Source organism: Candidatus Dormiibacterota bacterium, from assembly GCA_035635555.1.
In the GTDB taxonomy this organism is placed as follows: Bacteria; Acidobacteriota; Polarisedimenticolia; order Gp22-AA2; family Gp22-AA2; genus Gp22-AA3.
Window position 1 is genome coordinate 98,528 of the sequence record DASQAT010000001.1, and the last position, 13,818, is coordinate 112,345.

The 13,818-nt window shown below is 66.0% G+C and carries 13 protein-coding genes; 7 read left to right on the top strand and 6 right to left on the bottom strand.

All coding sequences use genetic code 11. From position 1 onward, the window contains the following. Nucleotides 1-56 precede the first annotated feature (56 nt). Nucleotides 57-386, bottom strand: coding sequence for a hypothetical protein (locus tag VEW47_00380; GenBank protein HYS03624.1), 330 nt, complete (start codon nucleotides 384-386; stop codon nucleotides 57-59). Between the two features lie 214 nt (nucleotides 387-600). Here VEW47_00380 and VEW47_00385 point away from each other — a divergent pair, with 214 nt between their 5' ends. Continuing rightward, on the top strand, nucleotides 601-1,065 hold the full coding sequence (locus VEW47_00385; GenBank protein HYS03625.1) for a hypothetical protein: 465 nt from the start codon (nucleotides 601-603) through the stop codon (nucleotides 1,063-1,065). A 124-nt stretch (nucleotides 1,066-1,189) separates the two neighbouring features. Continuing rightward, a complete protein-coding gene (locus tag VEW47_00390) occupies nucleotides 1,190-2,206 on the top strand; it encodes a hypothetical protein (GenBank protein HYS03626.1) in 1,017 nt (338 codons plus the stop codon). Nucleotides 2,207-2,277: 71 nt separating this feature from the next. On the opposite strand, the gene VEW47_00395 is transcribed toward VEW47_00390, so the two are convergent. After that, the gene (locus tag VEW47_00395) at nucleotides 2,278-5,619 is read right to left on the bottom strand and encodes a PKD domain-containing protein (GenBank protein HYS03627.1); all 3,342 of its coding nucleotides are present in this window, start codon (nucleotides 5,617-5,619) and stop codon (nucleotides 2,278-2,280) included. Between the two features lie 170 nt (nucleotides 5,620-5,789). Continuing rightward, the gene (locus VEW47_00400; GenBank protein HYS03628.1) at nucleotides 5,790-6,947 is read right to left on the bottom strand and encodes an ATP-binding protein; all 1,158 of its coding nucleotides are present in this window, start codon (nucleotides 6,945-6,947) and stop codon (nucleotides 5,790-5,792) included. 623 nt (nucleotides 6,948-7,570) lie between these two features. Here VEW47_00400 and VEW47_00405 point away from each other — a divergent pair. The 3 genes from VEW47_00405 to VEW47_00415 all read left to right on the top strand — a co-directional run bounded on the left by VEW47_00405 (nucleotide 7,571) and on the right by VEW47_00415 (nucleotide 11,359). Beyond that, complete coding sequence (locus VEW47_00405) at nucleotides 7,571-8,479, top strand: polyprenyl synthetase family protein (GenBank protein HYS03629.1); 909 nt, start codon at nucleotides 7,571-7,573, stop codon at nucleotides 8,477-8,479. A gap of 139 nt (nucleotides 8,480-8,618) precedes the next feature. Next, on the top strand, nucleotides 8,619-10,712 hold the full coding sequence (locus VEW47_00410; protein HYS03630.1) for an ATP-binding protein: 2,094 nt from the start codon (nucleotides 8,619-8,621) through the stop codon (nucleotides 10,710-10,712). Continuing rightward, complete coding sequence (locus VEW47_00415) at nucleotides 10,709-11,359, top strand: response regulator transcription factor (GenBank protein HYS03631.1); 651 nt, start codon at nucleotides 10,709-10,711, stop codon at nucleotides 11,357-11,359. The genes VEW47_00410 and VEW47_00415 overlap by 4 nt, the downstream gene beginning before the upstream one ends. Nucleotides 11,360-11,392: 33 nt before the next feature. On the opposite strand, the gene VEW47_00420 is transcribed toward VEW47_00415, so the two are convergent. Beyond that, nucleotides 11,393-11,668 (bottom strand): GlsB/YeaQ/YmgE family stress response membrane protein, encoded by a 276-nt coding sequence (locus tag VEW47_00420; GenBank protein HYS03632.1) that lies wholly within the window; start codon nucleotides 11,666-11,668, stop codon nucleotides 11,393-11,395. 69 nt (nucleotides 11,669-11,737) lie between these two features. On the opposite strand from VEW47_00420, the gene VEW47_00425 reads away from it, so the two are divergent. Continuing rightward, entirely contained in the window at nucleotides 11,738-11,959 is a 222-nt protein-coding gene (locus VEW47_00425; GenBank protein HYS03633.1) for a hypothetical protein, read from the top strand. A gap of 228 nt (nucleotides 11,960-12,187) precedes the next feature. Further along, nucleotides 12,188-12,859: a lytic transglycosylase domain-containing protein gene (locus VEW47_00430; GenBank protein ID HYS03634.1), complete on the top strand. Its 672-nt coding sequence runs from the start codon at nucleotides 12,188-12,190 to the stop codon at nucleotides 12,857-12,859. Nucleotides 12,860-13,137: 278 nt separating this feature from the next. Here VEW47_00430 and dps read toward each other — a convergent pair whose 3' ends face one another. Then, nucleotides 13,138-13,620: a DNA starvation/stationary phase protection protein Dps gene (gene dps / locus VEW47_00435; protein HYS03635.1), complete on the bottom strand. Its 483-nt coding sequence runs from the start codon at nucleotides 13,618-13,620 to the stop codon at nucleotides 13,138-13,140. After that, the gene (locus tag VEW47_00440; protein ID HYS03636.1) at nucleotides 13,601-13,780 is read right to left on the bottom strand and encodes a hypothetical protein; all 180 of its coding nucleotides are present in this window, start codon (nucleotides 13,778-13,780) and stop codon (nucleotides 13,601-13,603) included. The genes dps and VEW47_00440 overlap by 20 nt, the downstream gene beginning before the upstream one ends. Between the last annotated feature and the right edge of the window lie 38 nt (nucleotides 13,781-13,818).

Genomic DNA, 13,818 nt, shown 5'->3' on the forward strand with positions numbered 1-13,818 from the left:
GGGGGTGCCGGCTCAGAGTTCGGCCGGCACCCCTGATGTAGCGGGATCCCGAACTGCTACTTCTTCTTCTTGGACGTCTTCGTGGCCTTGGCCACCTTGATGGCGCTCACGCCTTCGTGATCCCCATTGTCGTTGTCCTGGCAGGTCAACGTCACCTTCTGCCCTGCCTTGAGTGTTTTCAGCGAGCCCACGGCCTGGTCGAGGACCGGCACGGTCATGTCCGTGCCGGTGTCGTCCTTGAACGTGATTTTCTTGCCTTCCGGGTCGACCGAGACGACCGTGCCGGCCATGTTGTGGGTCTTACCTGACGCGAGCACAGGGCTGCGGTGAGCCAGGACCGAAGTGGTCACGAACACGGCGAAGACCAACAGAAGCACTCTTTTCATTATCCCTCCCCGGGAGCGTTATGGTTTGCCCCGATGTGGCGCGATGCTACCACACTCGCATTCGCCGGGACCCGGCGCGCGATTCAGCGCATTGAAGATGATACCGTCCAGAAATCTGGACAGGCCCTGGAGTTCCGTGTGCCCTGCCCTTCCCGCCGCCTGGACCCTATATTGCCGCGGATGACGAACGTCAACGGCTGAGGAGGGAAGCGACATGCACGCATTGATCTCCTTCGTCAAGAAACATCCGGTGATCGGCGGGGTCTTCTTCGCAATCTTCGGCGTCTTCATGGTCTACGTGAGCATCGACGGCGCGAAGCGATTTCGTCTCTATGAGAACGCCAAGGAGCTCACGGGCCAGGTTCTGTCCATCAGGGAAGCGAGCCGCGTCCCACCCCGCTTCGATCTCACGGTCTCCTGGTCCGACGGTCCATCAGCAGAGCAGACCGTCATCCGGACCGGACCAAAAGCGGCGGACGACCTCAAGGAAGGCGATTCGGTTCAGATCCTCGTGAGCAAGGTCAATGGCGCCGTTATTCTCGCGTCCCAGCGCCCCGAGGACAGCCCGCTCAACCTGGCCGGATTCGAGGCGACGCCTATCATTTTCTTCGGGATCGGCGCTTCGCTGTTCGGAATCCTGCTGGCGCTGTACGGAAAGCGGTGGCTGCAGAGCGTCTAACCCGCTGAGCAGACTCCGCGGCGGTACCCGCAAGTTCCTTGCGCCCAGGTGAGCCTTGACCGCACATTTCCATAAAGGCCACTGCGGCCACCCTGACAAAATTCAGGACCCGTGAGGGCGAACCGTGAACAGTCTGCGAGCCTCTTCCGTGCTATTTCTCACTCTTGCGAACGTCGCAACTGCGGCACAGCTGCGGTCCGACATCAAGTTGTCACCGGGCGGGCCCGTCGGCACCTGGGACGGCTCCTTGGGGGCCGAGCTGATCCTGACGGACAACGCGCATGACCTCGTTGAGCAGTGGAATTTGATCAGGCAACAGCCGGTTGCTCCAGCTTCAGAAGGATGGCCACGATTTGTTCTCATCTATCGCGACAGCAGCACCGCCAAACGGGGAATCCCCCTGCAGGCGGGGGTATTCTTCACGGGCTGCGCCTCCGGCGGGGACGGCCGCTGCGACGCAGTGGTCCGCTACGCCGTCGAGGCGCCCGGCGGACGCAGCTGGATTGAGCCGCTGACGAACACCCTGTGGGCCCGGCCGGCACCCACCGGGGAGAGAGCGACTGAATTCGGGGAAGGGACGCTCGACATCGTCATCGGCCCGGACGACCCCCTCGGCGCTTATACCCTGCAGGCCGAAGTGCTCGACCAGATTTCCGGCAGAAGGGCGTCCCTGTCTCGAACGTTCACCGCCATCGAAGCGGGCGCCGCGGAACTGGACGGAATCAAAGCCGGCGCCCGCGCCGTCCTGGCAGGGGCGGATCGTCTCGAGCTGCTCTCTCTCGATCCCGAAGCCCCTCTGAGGTCATCGTCGAAGGGCTTCCACGGATTCAAGATCCTCGGAAAGACGGTGATCACTTCGGAGGATGACCGGCGGCGTCTCTTCTTCGCATTGAACAAGGGAGAGGCCGAGACATCCGGGATGCTGGCTTCTTGCTTCAACCCGCGCCATGGAATCCGCGCGTCGAAACATGGCCAGATGGTCGACCTCGTGATCTGTTTCGAGTGTCTTCAGGTCGTGGCTTATCTGAACAACGACAAGGCGGGCGGCTTCCTCACCAGCAAATCGCCTCAGCCCGTGTTCGACAGCCTGCTTTCCAAGGCCGGGGTCCGCTTCGCCGACAAGAAAACCAACGGCAGTTGAGAACGTTCGTCGGACACCCCCCGGCCGGCTCGCCGTGATCGGGCCGGCCGGGGAGGCCGGGACAAGGTGCCTTACTTCCTGCCTATGGTCACGGTCGCCGTGCCCGCGGGGGAGACGCAGCCCGCGGCCGAGATCTCGGTCACCGAGAGCGTGACACTTCCTTTGGTGCCCGCCGTGAACCTGATCCGGCTGGTGCCCTGGCCGGCGGTGATCGTGCCGTTCGAGATGCTCCAGTTGTAGCGGCTGCCCGAATGGCTCGCCACCGAGGCGATCAGCCCCGACTGATTGGGTCTTGCTGTCGAGGGGGCCGTGATGACCGGCGCTGCGGGAGGGGCCGCGACCGAGACCAGCGCCTGCGCCGTCTTGCTGCCCACGGCGTCGCGCGAGCAGGTGACTTGAAGCGTCGCCGAGTAATCGCCGGCGGTCCCGTAGGCGTGGGTCGTGGTCGGCGAAGACTGCGTCACGGGCGCGCTTCCGTCGCCGAAGTCGAACCGGTAGGAGACGATCGCGTCGCCGTCCGGATCGTACGATTGCGATCCATCGAAGGTGACCGACAGCGGCGCGCAGCCGGTGTTCGGAGTCGCCTGGAGCACCGCCACCGGCGGGCCTTCCGGGCTGCAGGCCTGATTGGTCCGCACTGTGTACGTGCCGGTGAACGCCAGGCTGTCGGGCATCTGATCGTAGAGCGCCGTCGCGCCGGCGCCGATGTTCGCGGGGTCGCTGCTCTGCGACACTCCCGAGACGAAGCCGCTGATCGTGTCCCCGGGGTTCAGGCCCAGATCGCTCGCCTTGACGACGATGACGACCCTGCTGAAGGGCGAAGCATAGCTGCTGCTCGCCTCGGCAGGTCTGGCTGTTCCGGGGGTCACGAAGCGACCGTCGATTCCACCGCCGGAGTTCGGGCCCGGGGTGTAGGACTGGAAGACCGGCGTCGGCCCTGGCCAGGCCATGTGCACGCCCCTGTAATGAAAGGTCGTGGCCGGGGCGGGGTCGGGTATCTTCATCGCGACGTACCAGGCCGAGCCCGCAGGCTGCGGCGATTCTCCCGCGTCGGTGTTGATGGTGAAGGCCAGCCTGACGACTCCGTCCGTGGAATAGGGCTGCGAGATCTGGAACGACAGCAGGTCCGACCCGGGCGGGGCCGGCGTCGTCGTGATCCCCACCACGGCGCTGGTGTCCCCCGAGGGGTCGGTGAGCCTGGTGAGGCCCGGCAGGGCGCAGACGTTCTCCGGCGGTGGCGGGATCGCCACGGTCAGGTTGACCTCGTCACTCGAGCCGCCGGCGCCGACCGCGTTCTGCGCCTTGACCACGTAGTAGTAGTGTGCGACCGAGGGATCGGCCGTCGCATCGTCGAAGGTGGTCTTGACGTTGCCGGTCTGTCCAAGGAAGACCTCGCTCCCGGGCGAGGTCCCGCGGAAGATCTGGTAGTCGACGATGTCGGAGCCGCCGTTGTCCGGCGCCTTCCAGCTCAGATGCGAGCCGGCCGCATCGCGTGTTCCGGACAGACACGGGGGCTTTGGAGCCACCGGCTCGACCGTGTCGTTGGCGGCGAACAGCCCCTTGCCGCCCGACTGCCGCGCCACGCGCATGAAGGCGGTGAAATCGTTCTCCGCCGTGCCGGCGACGCATCCCGGGCTCACGCAACCGTCGCTGTAGCCGTACAGGACGCGGCCCTTGTCGTCCACGGTGATTTCATTGAAGTCCAGCAGGTTACGGTCCTGGTGGCTGCCACCCTGCTGCCACACCCCGGTCGTGCTCTGGACCGGATCGTTGGGCGTGGCGTTGACCGTGACCCAGGTCCTGCCGCCGTCATAGGTCGTGGCGATGAACGCGTACCAGATCCCCGGGAAACTGTTCGCCTGGTAGTCGCCGGCCACATTCGAGCCGATGAAGCCGCAGGCGGCACGGCCCGGGCTGCCGCCGATCGCCTCGGTGTGCACGGCGTTCTTGATCCCGTGCGACGCGCCGATGTCGAAGTCATTGATCCAGGTCAGGCCGCCGTCATGGCTGACCTTGACGTGGACATGCCCTTCGGGCGGATTGCCGGCCGGCACCGGCTCGTTGTTGACGTAGCAGTAATAAGCGGTGCTGTCGCTGTCGATCGCCACGGAGGGATCGGCCCCCTGGGGCTGGGACAGGCTCCCGCCGACCACGAATTCGGTCCAGGTCGTGCCCGCATCGGTGCTCGTCACCCCTCCCTGTCTGCCGTTGCACTGCCTGACCGGCAGCCAGGCCGTGCCGTTCGGCGCAACGTGCACGTGGCCGTGCAGACCGCCGCAGCCCTGGGGACCGCTCCCCGTATAGGCCGGCACGCCGGGGCCCCAGGTCATGCCGAGGTCGAGGCTGCGCTGGCACATCGCCGGGCCGACGACGTCCTGCGAGCAGTACAGCGTGTTCTCGCCCTGGTTCAGCGGTGTGCCCAGAACGGACAGGGACGCGGGGAACGGTCCGGTCCCGATCGTCTCGTGATCGGCGCCGCCGTCGGGCGGGCCAGCGCCGACCTCGATCCACAAATCCCCATCGTTGTCGCTATAGGCGTAGACCGCGTTGGCTCCAGCAGTCGAGTTCGAGGCGAAGGTGCGTCCGCTCTTCTGATCCGTGAACAGGATCGGGTCGAGCCCCAGGTTGGTGGTGAGAGTCGATCGGTCCTCCCAGAGAGCCTCGCAGCATTCCGGCAGGGCCGGGGTCAACAGCTCCGCCGGCGTGAGGCGCCAGATCGGCCCGAGATTCATCGTCAGGATGCGCCCGCTGTGCGGGTTGAACCCGATGTTGAACTCCCCTTGCGAGCCGTTCTCGGCCGAGGTCCCCTCCGGCGCGTAGAAATTCCGGTAGCGCGGCACGCCCGGCGCCGTCGGATCCGGGCCGCCGAAGCCGCTGCCACCGCCCCCCGATCCCGAGAGCAACTCAATCTTCACGCTGACGCTCTCGCCGGTCGGCGTGTACGGCACGACCTTCACGGTGAATGTCCTCGTGCCATCGGCGACCGGGCTGATGGTCGCGACCTCGGGATTCGCGCTGCTGGCCGACTGGTAATCGGCCGTCTGGCTGCCGTCCGTGTTGATGACGGTCCCCTTATAGATGTAGAGGTCGTAGTCCGACTTGCCGCTGCCGGCATCGATCCAGCTCATCGTCACCTTGATCGCGGCGTTCGGATGCGCGGCGGCATAACCCGACGGCAGCGTCACCGTCAGGGCGAAATCATCGCAAGGCTGGACGGGATTGAGGCATTCGGGGCCGCTGTCCACAAAGAGCACCGGGGTCGGATTGACGCCGGTGAATGGACCGGACGTGTAATTGACGGGACCGGACGCGTCCGTAAGGGTCCCCGACGGCGGCGTGGCGGCCAAAAGCCATGCGCAGATCGGGAGAATCCAGGAAATGGCCGCGAGCAGCACCAAGGTTCGGCTCTTCATTTTCCCCCCTCCATGGACGGGAGTCTTCGGGCTCGGTTGTTTCCCTTAAGGCGGGCGGAAACTACGTCACAATCGAGACGGGGGCTATCAGGTGATTACTGGATAGGCTCGCGTGAATACTACTGCAGGGCGTGTCGGGGGAATACCTGACGCGGAGATTGGACGCTCCCTCACCCGTCCTTCGCGGTGCCGGCGGACCTGCGGGCCGCCCGGGCGTCGAGCACCTCGCGCACCTTGCGGGCCAGAAAGTCCGCGGTGAACGGTTTCTGAAGGTAGGCCACACCATCGTCGAGCACGCCGTGATGGGCGATCACGCCATCCGTGTACCCGGACATGTAGAGCACGCGGATCCCGGGTTGGATGTCGGCGACGCTCTCGGCCAGCTGGCGGCCGCTCATCTGCGGCATGACGACGTCGGTGAGGAGGAGATGGATGGGATGATCGTGGCCGCGGACGAGATCGAGCGCCTCGCGGCCGTTGCGCGCCTGGAGAACATTGTAGCCGTTGATCCGCAGCATTTCACCGGCCAGCAACCGCACGGTTCGATCGTCTTCGACGAGGAGCACTGTCTCTGAGCCGCTCGGAAGCGGCGGGGTCGTCTCAGCGGCCTCCTCCGGGGAGACCTCCCCATCCACGCGCGGCAGGTAAATCTTGAAGGTGGAACCCATCCTGGGTTCGCTGTAGACCCAGATGTAGCCGTCGCTCTGCTTGACGATCCCGTAGACGGTCGCCAGACCGAGCCCCGTCCCCTTGCCGAGCTGCTTGGTCGTGAAGAACGGCTCGAAGATGCGCGCCTGGGTCGCCAGATCCATGCCGCTGCCTGTATCGCTCACGGCGAGCATGACGTAGCTCCCCGGCCGGGTGGGGACGTGCTTCTTCGCGAAGGTCTCATCGAGATCGGCGTTCGACGTCTCGACGACGACCCGGCCGCCGTGCGGCATTGAGTCACGCGCGTTCACGACCAGGTTCATGATGATCTGCTCGACCTGGCTGGGGTCCGCCTCGACGTGTCCCAGGTCCGGCTGGAGCGCCGGGTTCAGCTCGATGGTCTCGCCGATCAGGCGTCGGAGCATGGGAATCATCTTGGTGACGCTCGAGTTCAGGTCGAGCACCTGGGGCTTCAGGACCTGCCTGCGGCTATAGGCGAGGAGCTGCCGGGTGAGGCCCGCCGCCCGCTCGCCGGCGATGCGGATTTCCTCGATGCCGGTCCTGGAGGGCTCCTCCACGGGAAGACGCCTGAGCAGGAGTTCGCATTGACCGAGAATCGCAGTGAGCAGGTTGTTGAAGTCGTGCGCCAGGCCGCTCGCGAGCCTGCCGATCGTCTCCATCCTCTGAGCCAGGCGGACCTGCTCTGCGCGCGTGACTGCCTTCGACGAGGCGGGACCAGCGCGTGCTCGGCGTTTGGGCGGCCGCCGCCTGGCGATGACCCTCATCCCCGGGTCATGACCATCGGGCGCGTAGACGGCGGTGCCGCCACGCGGGGAACTCGTGTCTCATCAGCGTGTCACCTTCCAGGTTCGAGATGTTTTAGTACGCACGCACGGGCGAAGTCATCCGTGGATCCGGGGGGGCCACGTACGTGGAAATTCTGCCGAGGAAACCACCCCCTTCCCGCGAAAGCGCGTCCGTGCAATCACGGACGGTGGTCGGGAGCCACCCCCGATGCCTTCCGGGGCGCGGATCTGCACACTACCCTCGACGACACAGGGAGGGCCTTCCATGCAAGTCACAGCACTCGCCGAAGCGGTCATGGGCTCACGACGATCCAATGGCTCCATTTCTCTTCACGATCTCGAGGTCCGGCTTTCCCGCGCCGGGCTCGAGGAGTTGGCTCGCGCCGTGGCTTCTCTGCGGCAACGCGCGAGAATAATGAAAGAGGACGGACCCAGTGTCGGCCCGCATCCTTGGATCTGACGCCCTTCTAGGACCCCTGCGCGGGCAAATCCGGGACGTGATCGCGGCGCGGATCGCGACGACGCTCCACGAGGCTCTTCTGAAGTTGCTCGGTCGGCCCGGATACGTTCTCCACCCAGACGCATCGTGCCGGGCCGGCACGCTCGCGCTCATGGTTCTCGAAACAGTGAGCCGCGAGCCGATCGGGAGGACAGCGCTTCTGGCCGCCGCGGCGGTGGAGCTCCAGATGGAGGCGGCGTTCGTCTTCGACGAAGTGGCCGACGCGACGCCTGGTGCGAACCGGAGCGAGGATCTTGGCCTGGCGATCGCCCTCCTGACTGCGGGAGCGGCCGCGGCGGTGGAGGCGGCCGCCGACTCTCCCGATCGAGGCGCCGCGATGGATCACTTCTGCCGGGCGTACAGCGAGGCGTGCGCGGGCCAGTTCCTCGACGCCGCGCTCCAGGGACGGGCAGGAGCGACCCTCGAGGAGGCACTTCAGATGACGCGCTTGAAGTCCGGGGGCCTCGGGAGGTTCGTCACCGGGTTTGCGGCCCGCATCACCGGAACGGACCGACACGCTGTCGCACTCTTCGAGCGGTTTGGCGATCACACCTTCACGCTCGCGCAGATCGTCGATGACCTGCGCGACGCGTGCGCTCCGGGTGAGACATCCGATCTGGCGCAGCGGAAAGCGACCCTGCCGGTCGTCTTCTACGGCCGGGTGATTGACTCTCCGGCGGCCGCCGATGGTATGCTATCCTGCGATATTCGCGATACTTACGAGTCCTCGGGCGCCCCGCTCTACGCCGCAATCCTCGCCCATGCGTACTTGAGCCGGGCCAAAGAGGATCTGACATTGCTGGCGCGGCGTGGATATGCGGTCGGAGGGCTCGTCGCTTTTCTCGAGAGCGTGGACTCGGGCGCTGGGGCTACTCTCAGCGCCGCACGGAGCAGTCTGGTCGCCTGACGGGTCACGGCTGGGAGCCTCCGCAATCCTCCTGACCTTTTTTCTGGTCGTGGCGTTCGCAAGCGTCGCGATCCAAACTCCGGGAAGGCTCGGTCTCAGGTTGGGACCGTGCGGGGACAATGTATGCGTCGACTGGGTGATGCCGGCTGGACTTGCCTGGTACGACGGCGCCCGCCCCGGCATGCGGGTCATCGCGCTCGACGGTCTGGACGCCCACGCCGCGGCCGGTTTCCATCCTCTGCGGGAGGTCGCGCTGCTGGCTCCGGGAGGCCGGAGCGTTCTGGCTCGCGTGACGTTCGAGGCCATGAACGTGCCTTTCTGGGCTAGTGCCTCCCTTTGGCTCACCGGGGCTCTATTCGCTCTTCTTGGCTCGGTCGTCCTGGTGCGGCGACCTGATGCGCCAGTCGCCCGTCTCTTCGCGCTCTTCGCAGGGCTCACGGGAGTCGCGCTTGGAGTGTCGCCGGCCTCCGGCGGCCCTCATCCCGTGTGGGCGCTCGTGGTGCAGTTTGTGAGCCTCCTGGGGGTGGCGACAGCCCTGCCGGCGTTCGCCACCGCCTTCGTGGGGGAGTGGAGCGGACCCCGGACCGTCCTCCGGCTTTTCTGGCTGGCCGGCGGCCTGCTCCTGACCGGCTACCTGGTCTCCATTTTCATTCTTCCCTCTTTCTACAGCCAGGTGCGGGTCGCCTTCGCCATTTACTTCGTGGGGAGTATCCTCGCCGCTCTCATCGTGCTCGCGCGAAGGACGTTGTCCCACCCCCCCACACGGTCAGCGCGCGACGCCCGCCTCGCACTGGCCGGTATCGCCTGCGGCACGCTTCCCTTCGTCGGTCTCACCCTGATTCCGCAAAACACCGTGCACAGCGAGATCGCACCGGGATACGTGACCGCGATTCTGTGGGGCGTCATCCCCCTGACCTTCGCGTACGCCATCCTCCGCCACCAGGTCCTCGGCATCCGCCGTCTCGTGCACCGCGGCATGGTCCATGGCATCACGGCGACGATCACCCTGGCTGTCGTCTTCCTCATCGTCGTCGCGATCGACTCCCGCGGCGACGGGGTTCTCCGGGCTGCGCACCCCGCGTGGTCGACCGCCGCGCTCGTCGCGCTCGGGGCTCTTCTCTTTCACGTCCTGTCCCGGGGCGTGCGCGTCCTGGTCGACCGACTCTTCTATCACGACGAAGTCGACTCGGGGACCTTGCTGGCGGCCATGCGCAATGATCTTGTCGGAAGCGCGCACGTCGAGGAAGTCGTGGCCGCCATGGTGAAGAAACTGCGGGAGTCGCTGCGGCTGGAGGCCGTTCTCCTGTTCCTGGGGACGACCGCCGAGACGGTGCGCGTGGCTGCGTCGGCCGGAACGCGCGCGGACGAGAGCATCGAATATATCCGGCCGCGCCTTCTCGCGATGGATCTTGACGAGCACGGAATGTCCGAGACACGATGGGACTCCGACGTGCTGCTCATCGCCCGGCTTGAGACCGGGGTCCACACGCTGGGTTTCCTGGTACTCGGGCCGAAGGAGAGGGGCGAGGTCTTCCTCCGCGAGGAGCGGCGTCTGGTCGAGACCGTCACCCCGATCCTCGCGCTCGCGATTCGCGAAACGAGCCTTCTCGCGGAGCTGCGCGAAGTGAACGAGCGCCTGACGGACGCGCAGGAGGCCGAGCGCGGGCGAATCGCGCGCGACCTCCATGACGGACCGCTGCAGAAGGCGATTCTGCTCGGCGGCGGCGCCGACGTGGCGCTTCGCGACAGGAACGGTGTGGCCCGCGAGCTTGCGGCGGAATTGCGCGAGGTGTGCGCCCGCCTCCGGCCGGCCATCCTCGACGATCTGGGCCTCGTCCCGGCCCTCGAGTGGCTGTTGGAGCAGACCGCCCAGGGATTCACCGTGACGCCGCGCTTGACGCTGCGCGGCATGACGGAAGACGATCGCCTGGCGCCGAATACCGAGCTGGCGCTCTTCCGCGTCACCCAGGAGGCCGTGAGCAACGCCCTGAAGCACGGTCACGCCAGGTCGATCCACGTCTCGCTGTCCAGGACGATCAACGGCGTCGAGCTGTCCGTCACCGATGACGGCAACGGCGCCGCGTTTGCCGGCGATTCGATGCGCGGCCTCGGCATCCCGGGGATGCGCGAGCGCCTCCGTCAGGTCGGGGGGAGCGTCTCGATACTGTCCGACGGAAGAACGGGGACCATGGTCTCGGCCCGCATTCCGTACGTGGTTCACGGAGAACAATGAATCCAGCGATCAAGGTCCTCCTCGTCGATGATCACCTCATGTTCCGCGAGGGAATCCGGAACCGGCTGGCCCGTCACAGCCGGTTCAAGGTCGTCGGGGAAGCCGCCAGCGCCGAGGAGGCGATCAAGATCCTGCAGCAGACCGCTCCTTCCATCGTGATTCTCGACATCCGGATGCAGGGGCCCTCCGGCATCGACCTGGCCCGGCGTCTGCGTCGCGAGTGGCCGGACGTCAAGATTCTCGTCCTCAGCGGGTATGACTTCGACCAGTATGTCCGCGCCCTTGCCCGCATCGGCATCCACGGATATCTGTTGAAGGACTGCCCCCAGGAGGATCTCATCGAAGCCCTCGACGAGATCGCCCGGGGCGGGGTCGTGCTTCCGCCGCGCATCGCGTCGAAGATCATGCGCAGCTACGCCTCGGATTCGGTGAACGAGGGCCGAAACTCAAGATGGGACCTGACCGTCCGGGAGATCGAGGTCCTGGAATGTCTTCACGAAGGACTGCGAAACGCCGATATCGCCTCCCGCCTGGATATCTCTCCCCGCACGGTCGAAACGCACGTGAGCAGCATCATTTCGAAGCTCGGCGCGCACAGCCGAACCGAAGCGGTGCGCAGGGCGGTCCAGGAGAGTCTGATCCGCTAGGAATCCGCGCACGCATCGCACGGCCCTCCACGCTCAACCCGCCGCTCTGGGCCGCACCAGATGCAACGTGACCACGAACAGCGCGGCGCCGATGATCGACCAGACGACTGGGAATGACCCGTCGCCTATGTGAAGGGCCAGCAGCTCGCGGACGCCGAGGGCGCCTGCCAGCCACGAACCGAGCAGAGCGCCCACGAATCCCAGGGCGATCGACGTCAGCCAGCCGCGGTGCGAGTACCCGACGAGCGTCTGGGCCACGCTGCCGCAAACTCCGGCCACCAGCAGCAGCAGGAGAAAATTGAGAGACATGGCCGCACCTCTGGCTTCGAGGCACGGACATTGCTCGAGGACGGGTCGAAGGAGTATCGTGGGGCTTACATGAGCCGAACCAGGATATTCGCCATCGTATTGATCGCGGCCGGTGTATTGGCGCTGCTGTACGGCGGGTTCACCTACACCAAGGAGTCGCACGATCTCAAGATAGGCTCGCTCGAGGTGTCGGTGAAGGACAAGGAAACCGTCAACGTCCCGACCTGGTGCGGCGTGGGGGCGATTGTGGTCGGGACCGTCCTGCTGGTGGCGCGCCGTCAGCGCGCCTGAGGCGCCCCCACCTTCCGTTCCATGGTCTCCCGCTCACCTGCGCGCGCGTCCAGGGGCCGGCCACGCTGGAGACGCGCGCGTTGGATCCGGAAGGGGACCGCGCGGCGCCTCGCGCGGTGGGGCCGGCGCCTGGTCCGGTCCGCGCGACGCTTCATCAGGGCCCTGCGGACCGCGCCGCCTTCTGTCAGGGTCCTCGCGACCGCGATCGTTCTCGTCGCGGTGTGGGCCGTGGCCAACTGGGCGTATCAGGCGATCCGCAAGCCGACCGAGCTGTTCTTTCCCGTCAGCGGCGCTCTCGCAAAATCTCCCGCCGAGACGTGGCAGAGCTACGCGCCGCTCTTCAACGAGCATGCGACCGCCGTCATCACCCCCGCGCTCCTGGCCGCGCTCGCCCAGATCGAAGGGGCGGGCAACCCCCTGGCGCGGACGTACTGGCGGTGGCGTCCGGCCCGGAATCCGTTCAAGGTGTACCAGCCGGCGTCGAGCGCGGTCGGCATGTACCAGATGACGGACGCGACGTTCAGCGAAGGGAAGCGCTACTGCATCCACGACCACGTGGTCGTCGAGGTCGGCGGGTGGCTCGACGCGAAATCGTGCTGGTTCAACGTCCTCTACAGCCGCGTCGTGCCGAGTCATGCGATCGAGATGACGTCGGCCCTCCTGGATCGCGGTGTCGCCGTCGCGATCGAGCGCCATCGTGTCGCCGGCGTCACCCCCGAGCGGCAGCAGGATCTGGCCGCCGTGATCCACCTGTGCGGGCCGACGGCGGGGGACGCCTATGTGGCGCGCGGCTTCCGCCTGGCCGCCCACCAGCGCTGCGGCGACCACGACGTCGGCGCCTACCTGGCGCAAGTCAACGCGATGAAACGGCAGTTCGCCCGGATGGCGGCTGCCGGATAGAAGTTCCCGCCACCCGGTCCGGGCTACTTGGGAATGGAGAACTGTCGAAGGCGACGTCGCTGCTGAAGGGAGGGCCGGCGGGCGGCCGGAGCTCGTATCGCGTCAAGGCGCAGGCCTTGACCCCGTCGACCAGCAGGTCCCTGACCTCCATCGAGCCGATCATGGAGTAGAAGCGCTTCGTCGCATCCAGGTACGCCGCTCGTCCACTGACGCGCTTGATGGGGCTGATGTAGCTGGTGAAGTTCAGGTCAACCCAGTATCGTGTCTCCTGTTGCCATTCAGCGCTCCGACTGGGCGTGAGACTCGACGAACCAGAGGTCCTTGTCGACGTTGCGCGAAATCTCCGTGAAGATGTCGGCGGTGTCCTTGTCGCCGATCTCGTCGGCCCGGTCGATTCCCTGGCGCACCACCGATCCGAAGTAGGCGAGGCTGCGCGACAGACATTCGACGTGCTCCTTGCCGCTGGCGATCGTCAGGGGATATTCGGGAAGCTGCGATTGCTTCACCACGGCGCGGACCGTCCCTTCCGCCGTGCCGCCGAGCTGCAGGATGCGCTCGGCGAGCAGATCGGCGTAATCCCCCGCATGCTCGTACACCTTGTCGAACAGCTCGTGGAGCGCGATGAAATTCGGCCCCTTGACGTTCCAGTGCGCCTGCTTGGCGTGCGTCACGAGATCCACCGCATCCGACAGACGCTCCTGGAGGAGGCTCGCCACCTGAACGCGGACTTTCTCGGGAATGTCATTCTTGGTCTTGTGCATGCTTCGTCTCCGTAAGAATCAGCCCTTGATAAAGGAAATCAGCTCCTCGTTCACCATGTACTTGAGAGTCGTGCACATTCCGTGCGGGGCGGACGACGGGCTGCCCCGTGCCCCAGTCCTTGTAGATCTGCGTTCCGTCCTTGGTCGTGATGGTGTTCATGGGACGCCCTCCTGTGTCGCGCGACTCCCGCGCCGAGG

Coding starts and splice junctions, on each gene's coding strand:
- VEW47_00380 (HYS03624.1), bottom strand. CDS start 386: ATGAAAAGAGTGCTTCTGTTGGTCTTCGCCGTGTTCGTGACCACTTCG.
- VEW47_00385 (HYS03625.1), top strand. CDS start 601: ATGCACGCATTGATCTCCTTCGTCAAGAAACATCCGGTGATCGGCGGG.
- VEW47_00395 (HYS03627.1), bottom strand. CDS start 5,619: ATGAAGAGCCGAACCTTGGTGCTGCTCGCGGCCATTTCCTGGATTCTC.
- VEW47_00400 (HYS03628.1), bottom strand. CDS start 6,947: ATGGAGACGATCGGCAGGCTCGCGAGCGGCCTGGCGCACGACTTCAAC.
- VEW47_00410 (HYS03630.1), top strand. CDS start 8,619: ATGCCGGCTGGACTTGCCTGGTACGACGGCGCCCGCCCCGGCATGCGG.
- VEW47_00415 (HYS03631.1), top strand. CDS start 10,709: ATGAATCCAGCGATCAAGGTCCTCCTCGTCGATGATCACCTCATGTTC.
- VEW47_00420 (HYS03632.1), bottom strand. CDS start 11,668: ATGTCTCTCAATTTTCTCCTGCTGCTGCTGGTGGCCGGAGTTTGCGGC.
- VEW47_00425 (HYS03633.1), top strand. CDS start 11,738: ATGAGCCGAACCAGGATATTCGCCATCGTATTGATCGCGGCCGGTGTA.
- dps (HYS03635.1), bottom strand. CDS start 13,620: ATGCACAAGACCAAGAATGACATTCCCGAGAAAGTCCGCGTTCAGGTG.
- VEW47_00440 (HYS03636.1), bottom strand. CDS start 13,780: ATGAACACCATCACGACCAAGGACGGAACGCAGATCTACAAGGACTGG.